Genomic DNA, 16,887 nt, shown 5'->3' on the forward strand with positions numbered 1-16,887 from the left:
CTCACCAGCGGGCCCCGGGATGGGCGCGGTGCAGCACCTGCATCTCCGCGAGCAGGTACGACAGGTGTTCGGTGTGCACGCCGTCGCGTCCACCGGCCGGCGTCCAGCCGACCTCGGGGACGGTGAGGGTCGCCTCGGCGAGCACCGCGGTCACCGTGTCGTCGAAGTCGGGTCGCAGGGTCGCCGGGTCGACCGGCGCGTCCGGCCACGCCGCGAACAGCTCGTCGGCGTACGGCCAGATCTGGTCGACGCCGGCCTGCATCCGCCGGTGTGACTCCTCGGTCCCGTCACCGAGCCGCTTCACCCACAGCGCGGCGTGGTCCAGGTGGTAGGCGGACTCCTTGCGGGCCTTGGCTCCGACGGCGGCCAGCCGCTCGTCCGGGCAGCCGGCCAGGGCGGTGTAGAGCGGCACCTGGTAGGCCGCCAGCACGAGCAGTTTCGCCATGGTCACCGCGAAGTCACCGTTGGGCAGCTCGACCAGCAGGCAGTTGCGGAACTCCCGGTCGTCGCGCAGGTACGCCAACGCGTCCTCGTCCCGGCCGGCGCCCTCCAGTTCACCCGCGTACGACAGCAGGAGGCGGGCGGCACCGAGCTGGTCCAGGGCGATGTTGGACAGCGCGATGTCCTCCTCCATCTCCGGTGCCCGGGTGCTCCACTCGGCCAACCGCTGCGCCGCGATGAGCGCGTCGTCGCCGAGGGCGAGGGCGAGGGCGAAGTTCACGCTCACAGGGCGATATCCGTTCGCGACTGCGGGGCTCGCAAACCCGGCTCACTCCTCGCGCTCACAGGGCGATATCCGTTCGGGACTGCGGGGCTCGCAAACCCGGCTCACTCCTCGCGCTCACAGGTGCGCCACCCCGTCTGGGACCTCGTAGAAGGTGGGATGGCGGTAGACCTTGTCGGCGGCCGGGTCGAAGAAGGCGTCCTTCTCGTCGGGGCTGGACGCGGTGATGGCGCTCGCCGGCACCACCCAGATCGACACCCCCTCCTGACGTCGGGTGTAGAGGTCACGGGCGTTGCGCAGGGCCAGTTCCGCGTCGGGCGCGTGCAGGCTGCCGACGTGGGTGTGCGCCAGCCCGCGCCGGGCCCGGACGAAGACCTCCCAGAGCGGGGTGTGTTGCCGGCTCACGCTGCCACCTTCTCCTTTTCCTTCACCGCACGCTTGGCGGCGTACGCGGCGGCCGCCTCGCGCACCCAGGCGCCCTCGCTGTGCGCACGACGCCGGTGCTCCATCCGCTGCCGGTTGCACGGCCCGTTGCCCTTGATCACCCGCATCAGCTCGTCGTAGTCGGGCTCGGTGAAGTCGTACGCCTGGCGCTCGTCGTTCCAGCGCAGCTCCGGGTCGGGAATGCGGAGCCCGAGCGCCTCGGCCTGACCGACGCACATGTCCACGAAGCGCTGGCGCAGCTCGTCGTTGGAGAACCGCTTGATCTTCCAGGCCATCGACTGAGCGGAGTGGGTGGAGTCGCCGTCGGGCGGGCCGAACATCGCCAGCGACGGGTACCACCAGCGGTCCACGGAGTCCTGGGCCATCGCCTTCTGCGCCGGGGTGCCGTGCGCCAGGGTGTGCAGGATCTCGTAGCCCTGGCGCTGGTGGAACGACTCCTCCTTGCAGACCCGGATCATGGCGCGGGCGTACGGGCCGTAGGAGCAGCGGCACAGCGGGACCTGGTTGACGATCGCGGCGCCGTCCACGAGCCAGCCGATCGCTCCGACGTCGGCCCAGCTCAGGGTGGGGTAGTTGAAGATCGAGCTGTACTTCTGCCGGCCGCTGAGCAGCAGGTCGACCAGCTCGTCCCGGCTGACGCCGAGGGTCTCGGCGGCGGCGTAGAGGTAGAGGCCGTGACCGGCCTCGTCCTGCACCTTGGCCAGCAGGATCGCCTTGCGCTTGAGCGACGGTGCGCGGCTGATCCAGTTGCCCTCCGGCTGCATGCCGATGATCTCGGAGTGGGCGTGCTGCGCGATCTGCCGGATCAACGTGCGCCGGTACGCCTCCGGCATCCAGTCGCGGGGCTCGATCTTCTGGTCCGCGTCGACGACCTCGGCGAAGTAGGCGGCCAGGTCGCCACCCGGCTCGGCGGCGCCACGGTCGCGTGCCGCGGCCGCGCGCAACGCCGCCTCCGCCGCCTCGACCTCACCGAGCAGCCCGCCGGGCGGGTCCTCGCCCGGGAAGTCATTGCCATACATGCCCCCAGTGTTACAGCTAGGCGTTGATTAAGCCAGGGGGTGTCATACAAATTCGAGACTGCCCACCGTTACCTCCCGGTCGCCATCGGTGGCGCGGGAAACTATGAATTGGGTCACGAATCAGCGACAAATCCTCGCAACGACCGCATAGCGGTTCGTTATCCCGCCTTCACGGCGAGTCGCCAGGTGTCGAGTCCTGGCATAACGCCGATCCGCACGTAGACTTCCCCCGTCACACCGATCGGCTGACGACGATCGCCAGCTCAGGCCACTTCCCCCGGCCCAGGTGATCCGCACCGGTCAGTCCTGGCAGCAAGCCGGTCCCCCCGGCCCCGACATCTGGAGCTCACCCGCTCATGCGACCTCGCGTGACCATGGTGTTCGCCGCGACGGCGGTACTGCTCGGCGGCGTCATGCTGGTGCCGGCCGCCTACGCCCGGCTCTCCGCCGGCGAGGCCGAGGCCAGCCCGGAAAGCGTCGCCGCGCCCACACCCGCGCCACCGCCGCCGCCGACCCTTGCCGCCGGCAAGGTCTCGGTGAACTTCAAGGGCGAGTTCTTCTCCTGGGCGCTGCTGGACCGGGAGACCGACCAGCTCGCCGGCTCCAAGAACCTGGCCGCGACCAGCTCCACCGAGTCGATGCTCAAGGCCTGGATCGTCGCCGACTACCTGCGCCAACTCGGCGACAAGGAGCTGCCCGCGTCGATGAAGAAGGCGGCCAGCCGGGCCATCCGGGACAGCAACGACGACGGGGCCAACCAGGTCTACTTCGCCGCGGGCGGGTCCTACCGCCTGCCGGCCAAGGGGCAGCCCGGCGCGGTGGTCAAGCGGGCGATCAAGCTGTGCGGCCTGACCGACACCAAGCCCGGCAAGGTCAAGGGCTACGAGGGCTGGTGGAGCTTCACCGAGATGTCCCCGCGCGACGCGGTACGGCTCGGCGACTGCATCGCCGACGGCACCGCCGCCGGACCCAAGTGGACGAAGTGGCTGCTCACCGAGATGAGCAAGGTTCGCGGCAGCACCGCCGCCAAGGACCAGAAGGCCCGGGAGGGCGGCGGCCGGTGGGGCATCATCGACGGCCTGCCGGAGTCGATCACCAGTCAGGGCCCGGTCAGCATGAAGAACGGCTGGACCGTGCTCAACTACGACGGCAACTGGCACGTCAACTGCCTGGCCGTGACCGAGAAGTGGAGCCTCGCGGTGATGCTGCGTTACCCCAGGCAGGGCGGGCTCGACTACGGAGCGGACGTCTGTGCCAGCGTCGCCAGCCAGTTGGTGACGCCACAGCCCGGCGGTGCCCTGAAGGTGCCGCAGCAGCCGATCGGGAAGCTCTGATGGCCGGCCGCAGCCGCGGCGAGACATCGCCGCTCCGGCTGATCGCGATCGCGGCCGTACTGATCGGGCTGGTCCTGGTCTCGCTGCGCCTGCTACCCGGTTCACCGTTCGAGTCCACCGCCGCCGCCCAGTGGGGCCAGGGTGAGTCTCCGACGGGCCGGGACGGGAGCCGGACCGACCGCAGCGTACGGCCGTCGCCGTCGCCAAGTCCCTCGCCGGAGCCCGAGCCGCTGCCGTTCGAGGACAGGGAGATCGACCTGGACATCGACGGCTGGTACGCGTGGAGCGTGCTGGACCGCCGGTCCGGCGAGATCATCGGCTCGGAGAACATGGCCGAGACCAGCACCACCGCCTCCCTGATCAAGGCCTGGATCGTCGCCGACTACCTGCGCCGTACCGCCGACGCCGGGCAGACCCCGAGCGACGGGAAGCTGGACGACCTGACCCGGATCATCCGGGACAGCGACAACACCCGCACCGAGCAGCTCTACACCCAGATCGGCAGGTCGGCCTCGATCAAGCGGCTGCTGTCCACCTGCGAGCTGACCGACAGCAAGGTGTCCAGCGATCTCGGCTGGAGCCGTACCCAACTCTCCCCCCGGGACACCGCCCGCCTCGGCAACTGCATCGCCGAGGGCACCGCCGCCGGCCCGAAGTGGACCAAGTGGCTGCTCAGCGAGATGCGCCAGGTACGCGGTGCCGGCGACTTCGGCATCCGCAAGGCGTTCCCGGCCGCCGAGGCGAAGAAGATCGCCATCAAGAACGGCTGGGTCGACCGCACCCGCGAGCAGGAGATCCACGTCAACTGCCTGGCGATCGGCGACACCTGGGCCATGGGCGTGATGCTCCAGTACCCGATCAACAAGGGCTACGAGTACGGCATGAAGAACTGCGAGAAGATCACCGAGGCGCTGCTCACCACCAGCCCGTGAGCCTGCCGCACCCGCGGGTCAGCGGGTGAAGAAGGCGGGGCCGGTGGCGGGTAGTGGCGGGGTTTCGCCGTGGGTGGCGGTGAGGCGGGCGAACTCGCGGATGCCGGCGATCTGGCGCTCGCCGAGGGAGAAATCCAGGGTACGGAAGTAGTCGGCGAGCGTGCTGGCCTCGAACGGCTCCCATCGGGCCGCCGACTCGGCAACCTGGTCCAACTCGGCCAGGCACAGGTCACGCGAGCGGAGGAACGCCTCGTGCACCTCCTTGACCAGGCCGGGATGGGCGGCGGCGAAGTCACGGCGGACCGCCCAGACGGCGAAGACCATCGGCAGTCCGGTCCACTCCCGCCACGCCTGGCCCAGGTCGGTCACGGTCAGCCCCTGTCGGGGTGCCTCGTACATCGCCCGCAGCGCCACGTCGCCGATCAGCACCGCGGCGTCGGCCTCCAACAGCATCTGGGTCAGGTCCGGCGGGCACCGGAAGTACTCCGGACGGACCCCGTACCGCTCGCGCAGCAGCAACTGGGCGAGCAGCACGCCGGTCCGCGAGGTTGAACCCAGCGCCACCCGGGCGCCGTCAAGGTCCGTCAGCGGCCGGGTGCTGACCAGGTTGACCGACAGCACCGGTCCGTCGCTGCCCACCGCCAGGTCGGGCAGGAGCAGCAGCTCGTCGGCGTGCCGCAGGTACTCGACCAAGGTGATCGGCCCGATGTCCAGATCACCGGCGACGAGTTGGGCGCTGAGCCGGTCCGGTGAGTCCTTGCGCAGGTCGACGTCGAGCAGGGCGCCGGAGCGCATCAGCCCCCAGTAGATGGGCAGGCAGTTGAGGAACTGGATGTGCCCGACGCGGGGGCGGGCAAGGCGCTCGACCATGCCCCGACCGTATCCCCGCCGCCGGTGACCTGCTCAGCCGGACGTCGCGGAAGTGGCCAACCCCGCACCAGCCGGCCCGGTCTGCGCAGGGCCAGCCGGCGGGAGTTGCCGGACGCGGGAGCGTTCGGCCCGGACCGCTCGGCGGACGGGTGCCACGAAGCCCAGTACCACCAGCAGCCCGGCCACCCCGCAGCCGACGATCAGCGGGCGTGGTGCGGTCGCCTCCAGCAGCAGACCACCGAGCAGGTAGCCGACCATCGCCGCGCCCTGCACCGAGGCACCCACGGCGGCGAAGGCCCGCCCGCGCGCCGCCTCGGGTACCCGCCGCGCCACCACCAGGTTGTGGAAGACGTTGTCGCCGCCGTTGCAGAGGCCGCCGAGCAGCCAGAGCGGCACCAGCAGCGCAGCGGAAGGGACCGTCACCGAGAGCAGCACCGCCAGGCAGCAGCCGCCGAGCAGCAACAGGCCGCCCTGGACCAGGGCGCCGTCGTCGGCGAGCCGGCCGGCCACCCGGGCGAAGATCCACGCACCGCAGAGCACCCCGAGCGTCCAGGCGCCGGTCACCAGGCCGTAGACGGAGGCCGACGCACCGAGGGTCTCGCGTACGTAGAAGACCTCGATGACGTTTATCGCGCCGATGGCTGCTATGACGCCGGCCAGGGTGGCCACCATCGCCACCAGCAGCGGGTCCCGCCGCAGCCGCCAGCCACCGGCCAGCTCCGCGTCCGTGGCATCCACGCCCACCGAGGGGCCATCGCCGGTCGCTGTCACGCGCCGCGCGCCGCCTCTGCGGGTCCGGACCAGCAGGCCGGCGACGACGAGCGCCAGATAGCCGACCGCGGCGATAAGCAGCGGTACCCGGGTGCCGAAACCGCCCACCAGGAACCCGGCCAGGGCCGGTCCGGCCAGGACGCCGAGCATGCCGGCGGTCTGGTTGAGGGCTGTCGCCCTGGGCAGGTCCGTGGCGCGCACCATCGCGGGCACCAGGGCGGCGAGCACCGGTTGGGCGACGGCGAGACCGGAGGCGAGCAGCGCGACCAGACCCACGACCAGCAACGGATGCCCGGTGTACGCCAGCGCGAGGCAGATCGCCGACTGGGCCGTCCCGGCACCGACCAGCAGCGCTCGGCTGTCCACCCGATCGGCGAGCCGCCCGGTCAGCGGGGCGAGCGCCACGAGCGGCAGGGTCGCCGCCAACAGCATGCCGGCGACGGCGCTGCCGCCCGCCCCGGAGGTCTGCAGGCTCAGCGTCAGGGTCGTGGCCGTGAGGAACTGCCCACAGGTGGCGAACCCACGGGCGGAGGTGGCCAGGGCGACGTCCGCCCACCGCGATTCGCCAGATATGAAGGACATACTTCGAAAGTAATGCTTCATATCTGGTGGACGCAAGCACCCTCAGGCCAGCGGCAGTGCCCGGTACTGGACAGCCACCCGGCGGGCGCCCGGCGGCGGATCGGAGCGGGTGCGTTTCCGGTACGGCCGAAGCAGAGCCGTCACGGCCTCGTTCAACTCCGCCAACTCCTCGGCGGTGAGCAGCAGCAACGACTCGCTGAGGATCGCGCTGCGATACCACTCCTCGGACTCGTCCGGGGCCCGGCGCAGCCAGTCCCGGCTGCGCTCAAGTCCCCGGGCCAGGAAAACCTCCACCAGGGTCTGCTCGGCGTCGCGTACCGACGGGTCAGCGTCCCGGCCGGCGTCGATGGTCCACTGCTGGACCACGGCACGCCACAGTCGCTCGCGGGCGTCCCCCCGGCTCGGCGCCTGCTCCACGAGGCCGAACTTGGCAAGTGCCCGCAGGTGGTAGCTGGTCGCGCTCGGCGACAGGCCCACCACCTCGGCGCACTCGGTGGCGGTCATCGCGCCCTCGGTCGTCGCCAGGTGTTCCATGATCGCGAGCCGGGCCGGATGAGCGAGCGCCCGCAGCGTCTGCGGGTCGCTGATCGTCACCCGGGGTGGCTCGGAGTGCGCCTGCGTCATGTCCCCATGATCCCCCGACCGGAGGGAAAACCGGTTGTCCACGGCAGTCCCGGGAGTAGGCTGTTCGTTCCGCCTGACGGCCGCGGTGAGTAGCACCGCAGCGGACGTCCCCGCGCCGACCCACGTGTCGGAAACGCGAGCGGCAGCCTTCTTCCCGCGTCGAGGAGTCCGTGGATGAGCCTGCACGCCGATAAAATCTCCCAGCCACCCGCGCTGGACGACGAACTGGCCGCCGAACGGGCGCACCTGACCCGCTCGCGGGCGGCGCTGCACCAGATGCGGGAACGCGCCGAGGCCCTCTTCGCCACCGGCGACAAGGTGGCCGGAGATGCGTACACCGCCGAACAGCTCGGCCGGCACCTCGCCCGGCGGGTCGCCGAACTGGCCGACGACCCGCGCACCCCGCTCTTCTTCGGCCGGCTCGACTTCGGCGACGCGGATGCCGAACACGCCGGCCGCCGCTACCACGTCGGCCGCCGGCATGTCACCGACGAGCAGGGCGAGCCGCTGGTGCTGGACTGGCGGGCACCGATCTCCCGCACGTTCTACCGGGCCAGTGCCCGCGATCCGCAGGGCCTGGCGGTACGCCGCCGGTTCGGCTTCGGCGACGGGAAGTTGACCAGCTTCGAGGACGAGCACCTCGACCGGGGCGAGGAACTCGGCACGGCCAGCCGGATCCTCACCGCCGAGATCGAACGTCCCCGGGTCGGGCCGATGCGCGACATCGTCGCCACCATCCAGCCTGAGCAGGACGAACTCGTCCGGGCCGACCTGGCTGACTCGATCTGCGTGCAGGGCGCCCCGGGCACCGGCAAGACCGCCGTCGGGCTGCACCGGGCGGCGTACCTGCTCTACCTGCACCGGGAGCGGCTGCGCCGGTCGAAGGTGCTGGTCGTGGGACCGAACCGGGCCTTCCTCGGCTACATCGCGGCGGTGCTGCCCGCGCTCGGTGAGGTCGAGGTGGAACAGGCCACCGTGGAGGACCTTGTCACCCGGGTGCCGGTCCGCGCGGCGGACCCGCCCGCGGTGGCCACGCTCAAGCACGACGCCCGGATGGCCGAGGTGCTGCGCCGGGCCGTCGACGCGTACGTCGGCGAGCCGGCCGAGCCGGTGCTCGTCTCCGACGGCTCGTTCCGCTGGCGGATCGGGCTGGAGCCGCTGCACCGGCTAATCCAGGACACCCGCGCGGAACGACTGCCGTACGCGGTCGGGCGGGACCGGGTCCGGGCCCGCGTGGTCGGACTGCTGCAACGGCAGGCCGAGGCCCGACGGGCGGAATCACCGGGCGACGCGTGGCTGCGCCGGATGAGCCGGTCGAAGCCGGTCACCGGATTCCTGGACGCCGTCTGGCCGGCACTCACGCCGGACGGCCTGCTGCACGCGCTGTACACCGATTCGGACCGGCTCGCCCAGGCCGCTGACGGTCTGCTCACGCCCGACGAGCAACTCCTGCTCACCCGCCCGGCACCCGGGACCGGGCGCGCCACCGGCACCGGGTTGGGACGGACGGCGAAGGCGACCCGCTGGACGGCCGCCGACGCGGTGCTGATCGACGAGGCGGCCGGACTGCTCGAACGGCCGAGCGGCTACGGCCATGTCGTGGTGGACGAGGCCCAGGACCTCTCCCCGATGCAGTGCCGGGTCATCGCCCGGCGCAGCGAACACGGCTCGCTCACGCTCCTCGGCGACCTGGCGCAGGCCACCGCGCCGTGGGCGGCCAGCGACTGGCGGGAGAGCCTGCGCCACCTGGGCAAGCCGGACGCGACGGTGGTGCCGTTGACCATCGGGTTCCGGGTGCCCGCCGCCGTGCTCTCCTTCGCCAACCGGCTGCTGCCGGCGCTGGCCGTCGACGTGCCGCCGGCCGAGTCGCTGCGCAACGACGGCACCCTCGACGTGCGTACCGTGCGCGATCTGACGGCCGCGACGGTGGCCGAGGTGCGGACGGCGCTCGCGTTCGAGGGTCGATCGCGGTTATCGCCGCCGACGACGCCGTGGACGGGCTGCGGTCGGCGCTGACCGAGGCGGGGGTGCAGACCGTGACCCCCGACGGGCCGGCCACCGGCGCGCGGGTCACGGTGATGCCCGCGACCCTGGTCAAGGGCCTGGAGTACGACCACGTCATCGCGGTCGAGCCGGCCGCCATCGCGACCGCCGAGCCACGCGGCCTGAACCGGCTGTACGTGGTGCTCACCCGGGCGGTGTCCCGGCTGTCCGTGCTGCACGCCACGCCGCTACCCGCCCCGCTCGGCTGACTCTCGACCGGACGGGACCGGGTCGCCGGTTCAGTTGACGTTCCCCCGGTTTCCGCCCCGAACGGCGGCGCACCGGTGCCACCATGCCGGGAGGGGCGACCGGTCGGTGGTCGCCGCGGGCCGGAAGGGGTGGCCGTGGTCAGCGTCGCGCCGGGTACGCCCTGTTGGGCCGACCTGGCGACGCCGGGACTCGACGCGGCCCGGCGGTTCTACCCGGAACTGTTCGGCTGGACCGGCCGGGTCGACCCCGAGCCGGAGGCGGGCGGGTACACGGTCTTCCTGCTGGACGGGCGGGCGGTGGCCGGGGCGGGCCCACCGGCCGTACCGGACCAGGTGCCGATCTGGTCGACGTACGTGGCGACCGACGACGCGGATCTGGTCGCCGGCCGGGTGGAGCGGGCCGGTGGACAGGTGGTGGTGCCGCCGTTCGAGGTCTTCGACCGGGGTCGGATGGCGGTCTTCACCGATCCCGCCGGGGCCGCGTTCAGTGTCTGGCAGCCGATGGCCTTCGCGGGGGCCGAGGTGTTCGACGTGCCCGGTGCGATGAGCTGGACCGAACTGGTCACCCCCGATCCGGGCGGGTCACGGATCTTCTACGAGCTGGTCTTCGGCTGGCAGCCGGAGGAGGAGCCGATGGGCCAGGTCGCCTACACCGGTTGGCGGCTCGGCGACCGCTTGGTGGCGGGGATGATGCCGCCGCTGGGCGACGAGTTCCCCTCGGACGGCCCGGCGTACTGGTCGGTGTACTTCGCGGTGGCCGACGCGGACGCCAGCGCGGCGCGCGCCGCCGAGCTGGGCGGCACGATCCTGGTGCCGCCCCGCGACATCCCGGCCGGCCGCTTTGCCGCGCTCCGCGACCCCCACGGTGCCCTGTTCCACGTCATCGCCCTCACCGGGACGCGCTGAATCGCCAGCGGGGTGTCGGACCCGAATGCGACGCTCGGACCACCCCGCCCATCACCGACGGAAACCGGAGCCTACGCGCATGACCAGCATTCCACCGGGAAGGCCGGCCTGGGTCGACCTGTTCACCAGCGATCCCGCCGCGGCGGCCGGCTTCTACGCACCGCTGTTCGGCTGGGCGGTCGCCGAGGCGACCGGCGAACCGCCAACCGGCCGTCTCGTCTTCCACCAGCAGGGCAGACCGGTGGCCGGCGCTGGCCCGACCGACGACGGGCAGCCGGCCTGGACGCCCTACCTGGCCACCGAGAATGTCGACACGGCCTGTGAACTTGCGACGGCCACCGGTGGGCGGCTCCGCTCGGGCCCCGTCGAAGTGTCCGACTCCCGTCGCTCAGCGGTGCTCACCGACCCGGCCGGCGCGTCGTTCGGGGTGTGGCAGTCGCTGGGCCTCTCCGGCGCGGAGGTCTTCGACGTGCCGGGCGCGCTGACCTGGGCCGAACTGACCACCCGGGAGCCCGACCGGGCCAAGGAGTTCTACGGTGCGGTCTTCGGCTGGACGGCCGACGACCAGCCGATGGATGCGATCACCTACACCACCTGGCAGCGCGACGGCCAGCAGGTGGCCGGGATGATGCCGATGGTCGGCGAGGAGTGGGGCGACCTGCCGTCGCACTGGATGGTCTACTTCGCGGTGACCGACACCGACGCGGTGGCCGACGAGGCGCAGCGGCTCGGCGGCAGCGTGTCCGTCCCGCCGACCGATCTGCCCCGGGGCCGGTTCGCGGTGCTGACCGACCCGCAGGGGGCGTTCTTCTCCATCCTCGGCCCGGTGCCCGCCCCCGCCTGACTCACCCTGCGGCCGGCACTACTGTCGCCTGGGGCGTACCGGCACCACGAGCGGGCCGTGCTCACCGTCGACGACACGGACGCTGGCCCGGTAGTGCTCGGCGAGCAGCCGGTCGGTGAGCACCTCCCGGGGGGTGCCGACCGCGACCACCCGACCGGCGGCGAGCAGCACCATGCGGTCGGCGTACTCGCCGGCGATGGACAGGTCGTGCATGGTGGCCAGCACCGTCAGTCCGTGCGTACGACGGAGCTGGTCGACAAGTTCGAGCACCTCCTGCTGGTGGCCGATGTCGAGAGCGCTGGTGGGTTCGTCGAGCAGCAGCAGGGTGGCGCCCTGGGCCAGCGCCCGGGCCAGGAAGACCCGCTGCCGCTCACCGCCGGAGAGGGTGGCCAGTTCCCGGGCGTGGAAGCCGGCGAGGTCCAGCCGGTCGAGCACCTCGTGCACCACGGCCAGGTCGGCGGCGGACTCCCGACCCAGCGGCGGGATGTACGGGGTGCGACCGAGCAGCACATAGTCCAGCACCGCCATGCCGGGCGGTACGACCGGCGACTGCGCGACCGTGGCCACCACCCGGGCCCGATCCCGGCGACGCAGCCCGCCGATCGGCGTACCGAAGAGCCGGACGGCGTCCGGCGCGGGGAGCAGGCCGCCGACGGCGCGCAGCAGTGTCGACTTGCCCGCGCCGTTGGGACCGATCACCGTGACCCACTCGCCGGTGGCGACGGTCAGGTCGACGCCCGCGAGGATCGACGTACCGTCCACGCTGATCCGCAGGTCCCGCAGGTCGACGGCGGGCGCGGCCGACGAGCCGGTCACGTCAGCACCCGCCGGACGGAGCGCAGCACCACCACGAAGAACGGGCCACCCAGCAGCGCGGTGACCACCCCGATCGGGATCTCCTGCGGTGCGGCGGCGGTCCGTGCCACCACGTCGGTCAGCGCCAGGAAAGCGCCACCGAACAGCAGCGACAACGGCAGGATCACCCGGTAGCTCGCCCCGGCCAGCATCCGTACGGTGTGCGGCACGATGATGCCGACGAAGCCGATCAGACCGGAGGCGGAGACGGCGGCGGCGGTGCCCAGCGAGGCGGCGGCGATCAGCAGGTACCGGGACCGCTGCGGGTGCAGGCCGAGGCTGGCCGCCTCGTCGTCGCCGACCGACAGCACGTCCAGCTCCCGCCGGTGCAGCAGGATGACCAGGCTGGTCACCAGGAAGTACGGCAGCACCAGCCGGACGTCCTGCCAGCCCGCGGTGGCCAGCCGGCCGAGCAGCCAGGAGTACACCTGCTGGATGCTCTCCGCGTGTCGTTGCAGCAGGTACGTCTGCCCGGCGCTGAGGAACGCGGAGACGGCCACCCCGGCCAGGATCAGGGTCGCCGGGGAGCGGCTGCGTCCACCGGCGGAGCCGAGCAGGTAGGTCATCGCCACCGCGCCGAGGGAGCCGACGAAGGCGGCCAGCGGGATGGTGGCCGGCAGGCCGCTCAGCGCTCCGCCCGCGCCCACCCCCAGGGTCAGCACCACGGTGACCGCGAGCCCGGCCCCGGCCGCGACACCGAGCAGGTACGGGTCGGCCAGCGGGTTGCGGAACACCCCCTGGTAGGCGCCGCCGGCCAGGGCGAGCAGCCCGCCGACCAGCAGACCCAGCACCGCCCGGGGCAGCCGCAGCTCGGTGACGATGGCGATCTCCCGCTCGGTCAGCCCACTGTCCAGGCCTACCCCCGGCAGCAGGTTGAGCAGTTCGATCGCGACGCTGCCGGGCGGCAGGCTGACCGGGCCGAGCGAGACCCCGGCCACCAGCGCGACGAGTACCGCGAGCACCCCGGCCGCGAGCCAACGCTTCCGCAGGCCCGCCGGCCGGGGTGGGGTGACCGCCCCGACCGGCGGGCCGAGTCGGCCACGCTTCAGCACGTCGTGCACGATCCGTTCAGCGCTCGACGGCCAGCGTCACTCGGCGGCCTTTGCGGTGGCGTCCACGATGGTCCGCAGCAGGTCCACCACGCGCGGCCCCCAGCGGGAGGCGACGTCGTCGTCGAGTTCCACGACCTGGTCCTGCTGCACCGCGGTGAGCGAACCCCAGCCGCTGCGCGCCTTGACCGTCGCGGCGCTCTGCTGACAGCACTTCACGTCGGAGAGGAAGATGAAGTCCGGGTCGGCGTCGACGATCACTTCCTGGGACAGCTGCGGGTAGCCACCGTTCTTGCCGTCGGCGTCGGCCGCGTCGGCGATGTTCTCCAGCCCGGCCAGGCTGTAGATCGAACCGATAAAGGTCTTGCTGGTGGCGGTGTACAGCTCCGGACCCAGCTCGTGGAAGTAGGTGGGCGCCTGCGCACGCTGCGGCACCTCGGCCACGATCTTCGTGATGTCGTCCTTCATCCGCTGGACCACGTCGGTCGCCGCGTCGGCGTTACCGGTGAGCGTGCCCAGCTCGGTGAGCTGCCGGTACGTGTCGTCGAGGGTCTGCGCGGCGGGAGTCAGGTAAACCGGGATCTTGAGCGTGGTGAGCTGCTCGACGATCTTGTTGCGGTCGTCGCTGAGCACCACCAGGTCGGGGTCCTTCGCGGCGACCGCCTCGGCGTTCGGCTGGTAGCCGGAGAGATCCGTCTTCGGTGCGTCGGCCGGAAAGTTGGACTGGTCGTCGACCGCGGTGACCTGCGGACCGGCGCCGATCGCGAAGAGCATCTCGGTGGCCGTCGCCGACAGCGAGACGATCTTTTCAGGGCGCTGTTCCAGCGTCAGCGACCCGACGGTGACGGGGAAGGTGGCGGCGCTGGGGCTGCCGCTGGCGGCGGGGGTGTCGGTGGTCTTCTCGGCGCAGGCGCCGAGCGCGAGCGCGGCCACCGCCAGGCTGGCGGCGAAGACCCTGGGCGTACGTCTGAACATCGGTCCTCCTGTCGGTCGAGGAGTGTGCTGCTTCGCCGACAGAGAGCCGAGGCACCCGTCCGCGAGGCGCCCTTCCTCGAGAGCGCGGATCGCGACCGCGCCCCAGGCGACCTGGCTCGTCCCCGGTAACGGGGCATCACAGTTGCGGGACAGCGCCGGTGTCTCACCGGCTTCGCTGGAACGGGTCGGTAAGACCGTAGCGCACGTCGCGTCGGCACCCCGCCGGGCAGGCCGTCGCGCTGCCGCAGACCCGGCCGCGAGCCGTCGGGAGAACGGCGGTCTGCCCGTTTGCTCCCTGGAACGGGGCCCCGCGCGAGGGGGTGCGGGGCCCCGTCCGCTTTCAGGAGGCGGTGATGGTGACGTTGTCCACAGCCGCCTCGACGAGGCTGGCGGTCGAGGTGTCCGCGGCCTCGACCAGGATCCGGACGGACTGGCCGGCGTACGGGGTGAGGTTGAGGTTCGACACCGTCCAGGCACCGTTGCGGTTGCTGGCCGCACCGGCCTGGGTGAGCAGCGCCGTGGTGCCGCCGTTGTGCACCACGCTGACCCGGAAGTAGTCCGCCGACGACGAGTTCGAACCGTGCGCCAGGTACCACGCCAGCGACAGGGTCAACGTGCCGCTGGACGGCAGTGCGACAGCCGGCGAGCGGGCGCTCGTCACCCCGCCGTCGATGTCGTAGTCACCCGCACCGCTGCCGGCGAGCCGGCCGGTGACCAGGTCGTTGCTGCCCGCGTACGGGGTGAGCTGCTTGGCTCCGCTGGAGGTGGTGGCCTGCGCGGCACCGCGCTCCCACTGCCCGGTGGTCGCGCTGTCGGTGCCGTTGGGGTTGATCGTCCAGCCGGTCGCGGTCTCGAAGGTGTCCGACCAGACCGTGGTCCCCCCACCGCCGCTGCCGCAGTACTGCGCCTGCTTCCCGATGGCCCGGTACGGGCAGTCGGCGTACTCGGAAAGGATCAGCACCGCCTCGCGGTTGCGCGAGGTCTGTTGCGGGATGACCTCGTCGGGCGGGTAGAAGCCGCCGCCGGAGGCCCCGCCCGGATACAGCTCGAAGGTGTACGCCCAGATGCCGTGCTCCGCCCACATCCAGTCGATGCTGCTGCCGTCGGTGATGTACAGGTCGCTGGACTGCTGCGGGGTGAATCCATTCGTCGCCGCCATCTGCTGGCCGATGGTGGCGAAGGTGTTGTACTGGTCGGCGTTCATCCCGGTCGCGGTGTTGCTGGTCGTGTAGCCGTACGGCCAGAGCACCAGCTCGGAGTAGGTGTGGAAGTCGATGTTGGCCTTGATCTGCTGCGTCCCGCCGACGACCCGGCTGTTGACGAAGTTGCGCAGCGCCTGCGTCTCGGGTGCGGAGAACGCCGACGGACCCCGGTAGGTGTCCGATGAGGTGGAGCCGGACGAGCCACCGCAGCACCCGAAGTTGTAGCTCCAGTTCCGGTTCAGGTCGGTGCCCACGTACGACGATCCGCTGTTGGGTTGGCGGTTCTTGCGCCACGACCGGTAGGAGCCGGTGGCGATGTCGTACTCGCTGCCGTCCGGGTTGACCGACGGCACGACCCAGATCTCCCGGTTGTTCACCAGGCTGGTGATCCGGGAGTCGGAGCCATAGTTGTCGGTGAACAGGTTCAACAGGTAGAGCGCCATCTCGACGGTCAGGTGCTCGCGGGCGTGCTGCTGGGCGTTGAACAGGATCTCCGGCTCGTTCTCGTCGGAGGCGACGTTGTCGGAGATCTTCACCGCGACCAGGTCACGGCCCTCGTACGAGCTGCCGATGCTGATCTTCCGCGCGATCGTGGGATGGTCGGCCACCACCTTGTTGACCGCCGCGATCATCTCCGGGTAGTCGTGGTAGTTGGAGTCGGCCGACGGGAAGCCGAGGATCCCGATGTCGCCGTCGGCCTGCCCCCGGTCGGTGGGCAGCGCGGCGATCGCCTCCAGCCGGAACCCGAGCCGGGTGATGGCGGCGGCCTCGGCCCGGGTGGCCGAGACGTGCAGCACCCCGTGCTCGGAGTAGTCGATGGCGGCGCCGGTACGGGCGACCGCGTTGCGATCGGCGAGGGTCTTCGGGCCGAGTACCCGGTAGGGCACGGCGGCCGGTTGTTCGTCCCGGTTGGGCGCCGGCTCGGCGGAGACCGGTGGCGCGGCGATGGTGAGCAGGCCGAGCCCGGCGGCGACGATGAGCGCCAGGGCACGGCGGACGGGGATGGAACGGAAGGCCATGGACAACCTCCTGGAGGCGCGGGGATCCCCCGCTCGGTAGCGGACAGCCCACCACCGGTCACATGGTCATATCAACATTGATCGCTGTTTGGTCCATCCCAGCCTGATCCTCATGCCGGCGACATGGTTCCGCCGACCGGTGCACGGAGCCGACTGTCAGGGCGCTCAGCCCTTCTCGTCGGCGGCCCGATCACCCGTCGTGCCGTCGGCCTGGTCGTCGCCGGCCAGCGCGGACCGCAGCCGCTCCTTCTCCACGCGGCGACGCTCGGCGGCGGCGGCCATCTCCTCGGCCATCTCGTCACGCCAGCCCTTCAGCAGGAAGAACGAGAGGGCGGCGGAGAACAGCAGCGCCAGGATCAACTTGAGGAAGATGTCCATGTCGACCGGCCAGAGGGCCGCCACCACGACCACGAACAGACCGATCCGGCCCAGCGTGTACTTGACCGCCGCACTCACGTTCGTTCGCTCCGCTCGCTCACGTCATC

Annotated in this window: 15 protein-coding genes, 1 pseudogene and 1 riboswitch; of the genes and pseudogenes, 5 read left to right on the forward strand and 11 right to left on the reverse strand. The window is 71.6% G+C overall.

Features of this window, described 5'->3' with window-relative positions:
- Position 1: 1 nt before the first annotated feature.
- The 3 genes from paaC to paaA form a co-directional block, all read right to left on the reverse strand.
- Positions 2 to 727: a 1,2-phenylacetyl-CoA epoxidase subunit PaaC gene (gene paaC, locus ENC19_RS08220; protein ID WP_164446509.1), complete on the reverse strand. Its 726-nt coding sequence runs from the start codon at positions 725 to 727 to the stop codon at positions 2 to 4.
- Positions 728 to 841: 114 nt separating this feature from the next.
- On the reverse strand, positions 842 to 1,129 hold the full coding sequence (gene paaB / locus ENC19_RS08225; protein WP_093404003.1) for a 1,2-phenylacetyl-CoA epoxidase subunit PaaB: 288 nt from the start codon (positions 1,127 to 1,129) through the stop codon (positions 842 to 844).
- The gene (paaA, locus tag ENC19_RS08230; RefSeq protein ID WP_164446510.1) at positions 1,126 to 2,187 is read right to left on the reverse strand and encodes a 1,2-phenylacetyl-CoA epoxidase subunit PaaA; all 1,062 of its coding nucleotides are present in this window, start codon (positions 2,185 to 2,187) and stop codon (positions 1,126 to 1,128) included. The genes paaB and paaA overlap by 4 nt, the downstream gene beginning before the upstream one ends.
- A gap of 356 nt (positions 2,188 to 2,543) precedes the next feature.
- Here paaA and ENC19_RS08235 point away from each other — a divergent pair, with 356 nt between their 5' ends.
- Both ENC19_RS08235 and ENC19_RS08240 read left to right on the forward strand, forming a co-directional pair.
- Positions 2,544 to 3,521, forward strand: coding sequence for a hypothetical protein (locus ENC19_RS08235; protein WP_164446511.1), 978 nt, complete (start codon positions 2,544 to 2,546; stop codon positions 3,519 to 3,521).
- Positions 3,521 to 4,453, forward strand: coding sequence for a serine hydrolase (locus ENC19_RS08240; protein WP_164446513.1), 933 nt, complete (start codon positions 3,521 to 3,523; stop codon positions 4,451 to 4,453). The genes ENC19_RS08235 and ENC19_RS08240 overlap by 1 nt, the downstream gene beginning before the upstream one ends.
- Before the next feature lie 18 nt (positions 4,454 to 4,471).
- Here ENC19_RS08240 and ENC19_RS29520 read toward each other — a convergent pair whose 3' ends face one another.
- The 3 genes from ENC19_RS29520 to ENC19_RS08250 are packed head-to-tail and all read right to left on the reverse strand — an operon-like array spanning position 4,472 to position 7,300.
- Complete coding sequence (locus ENC19_RS29520; RefSeq protein WP_208020832.1) at positions 4,472 to 5,323, reverse strand: menaquinone biosynthetic enzyme MqnA/MqnD family protein; 852 nt, start codon at positions 5,321 to 5,323, stop codon at positions 4,472 to 4,474.
- A 33-nt stretch (positions 5,324 to 5,356) separates the two neighbouring features.
- Positions 5,357 to 6,676 carry an MFS transporter gene (locus tag ENC19_RS29525; RefSeq protein WP_208020833.1) on the reverse strand — a complete coding sequence of 440 codons (1,320 nt, stop codon included), beginning with the start codon at positions 6,674 to 6,676 and terminating at the stop codon, positions 5,357 to 5,359.
- A gap of 42 nt (positions 6,677 to 6,718) precedes the next feature.
- Positions 6,719 to 7,300: an ArsR/SmtB family transcription factor gene (locus ENC19_RS08250; RefSeq protein WP_164446514.1), complete on the reverse strand. Its 582-nt coding sequence runs from the start codon at positions 7,298 to 7,300 to the stop codon at positions 6,719 to 6,721.
- Positions 7,301 to 7,474: 174 nt separating this feature from the next.
- Between ENC19_RS08250 and ENC19_RS08255 the strand changes: the two are divergent.
- The 3 genes and pseudogenes from ENC19_RS08255 (at position 7,475) to ENC19_RS08265 (ending at position 11,302) form a co-directional block, all read left to right on the forward strand.
- A pseudogene (locus tag ENC19_RS08255) lies at positions 7,475 to 9,552 on the forward strand (HelD family protein).
- 135 nt (positions 9,553 to 9,687) lie between these two features.
- Entirely contained in the window at positions 9,688 to 10,458 is a 771-nt protein-coding gene (locus ENC19_RS08260; RefSeq protein ID WP_164446515.1) for a VOC family protein, read from the forward strand.
- A 79-nt stretch (positions 10,459 to 10,537) separates the two neighbouring features.
- The gene (locus ENC19_RS08265; protein WP_235944544.1) at positions 10,538 to 11,302 is read left to right on the forward strand and encodes a VOC family protein; all 765 of its coding nucleotides are present in this window, start codon (positions 10,538 to 10,540) and stop codon (positions 11,300 to 11,302) included.
- 18 nt (positions 11,303 to 11,320) lie between these two features.
- Here the strand turns inward: ENC19_RS08265 and ENC19_RS08270 are convergent, their stop codons facing one another.
- The 5 genes from ENC19_RS08270 to ENC19_RS08290 form a co-directional block, all read right to left on the reverse strand.
- Positions 11,321 to 12,118 (reverse strand): ABC transporter ATP-binding protein, encoded by a 798-nt coding sequence (locus ENC19_RS08270; protein ID WP_164446517.1) that lies wholly within the window; start codon positions 12,116 to 12,118, stop codon positions 11,321 to 11,323.
- The gene (locus ENC19_RS08275; RefSeq protein ID WP_164446785.1) at positions 12,115 to 13,206 is read right to left on the reverse strand and encodes a FecCD family ABC transporter permease; all 1,092 of its coding nucleotides are present in this window, start codon (positions 13,204 to 13,206) and stop codon (positions 12,115 to 12,117) included. Before ENC19_RS08275 ends, ENC19_RS08270 begins: the two co-directional genes overlap by 4 nt.
- Positions 13,207 to 13,245: 39 nt before the next feature.
- Positions 13,246 to 14,181, reverse strand: a complete 936-nt coding sequence (locus tag ENC19_RS08280) for an ABC transporter substrate-binding protein (protein ID WP_164446527.1) — start codon at positions 14,179 to 14,181, stop codon at positions 13,246 to 13,248.
- Between the two features lie 110 nt (positions 14,182 to 14,291).
- A riboswitch (cobalamin riboswitch) is annotated at positions 14,292 to 14,352 on the reverse strand.
- A 169-nt stretch (positions 14,353 to 14,521) separates the two neighbouring features.
- Positions 14,522 to 16,402 (reverse strand): M14 family zinc carboxypeptidase, encoded by a 1,881-nt coding sequence (locus ENC19_RS08285; RefSeq protein ID WP_164446529.1) that lies wholly within the window; start codon positions 16,400 to 16,402, stop codon positions 14,522 to 14,524.
- A gap of 165 nt (positions 16,403 to 16,567) precedes the next feature.
- Positions 16,568 to 16,858, reverse strand: coding sequence for a DUF4229 domain-containing protein (locus ENC19_RS08290; protein ID WP_164446530.1), 291 nt, complete (start codon positions 16,856 to 16,858; stop codon positions 16,568 to 16,570).
- Positions 16,859 to 16,887: the final 29 nt, after the last annotated feature.

The sequence above is a fragment of the Verrucosispora sioxanthis genome (assembly GCF_010560025.1).
GTDB lineage: Bacteria > Actinomycetota > Actinomycetes > Mycobacteriales > Micromonosporaceae > Micromonospora > Micromonospora palythoicola.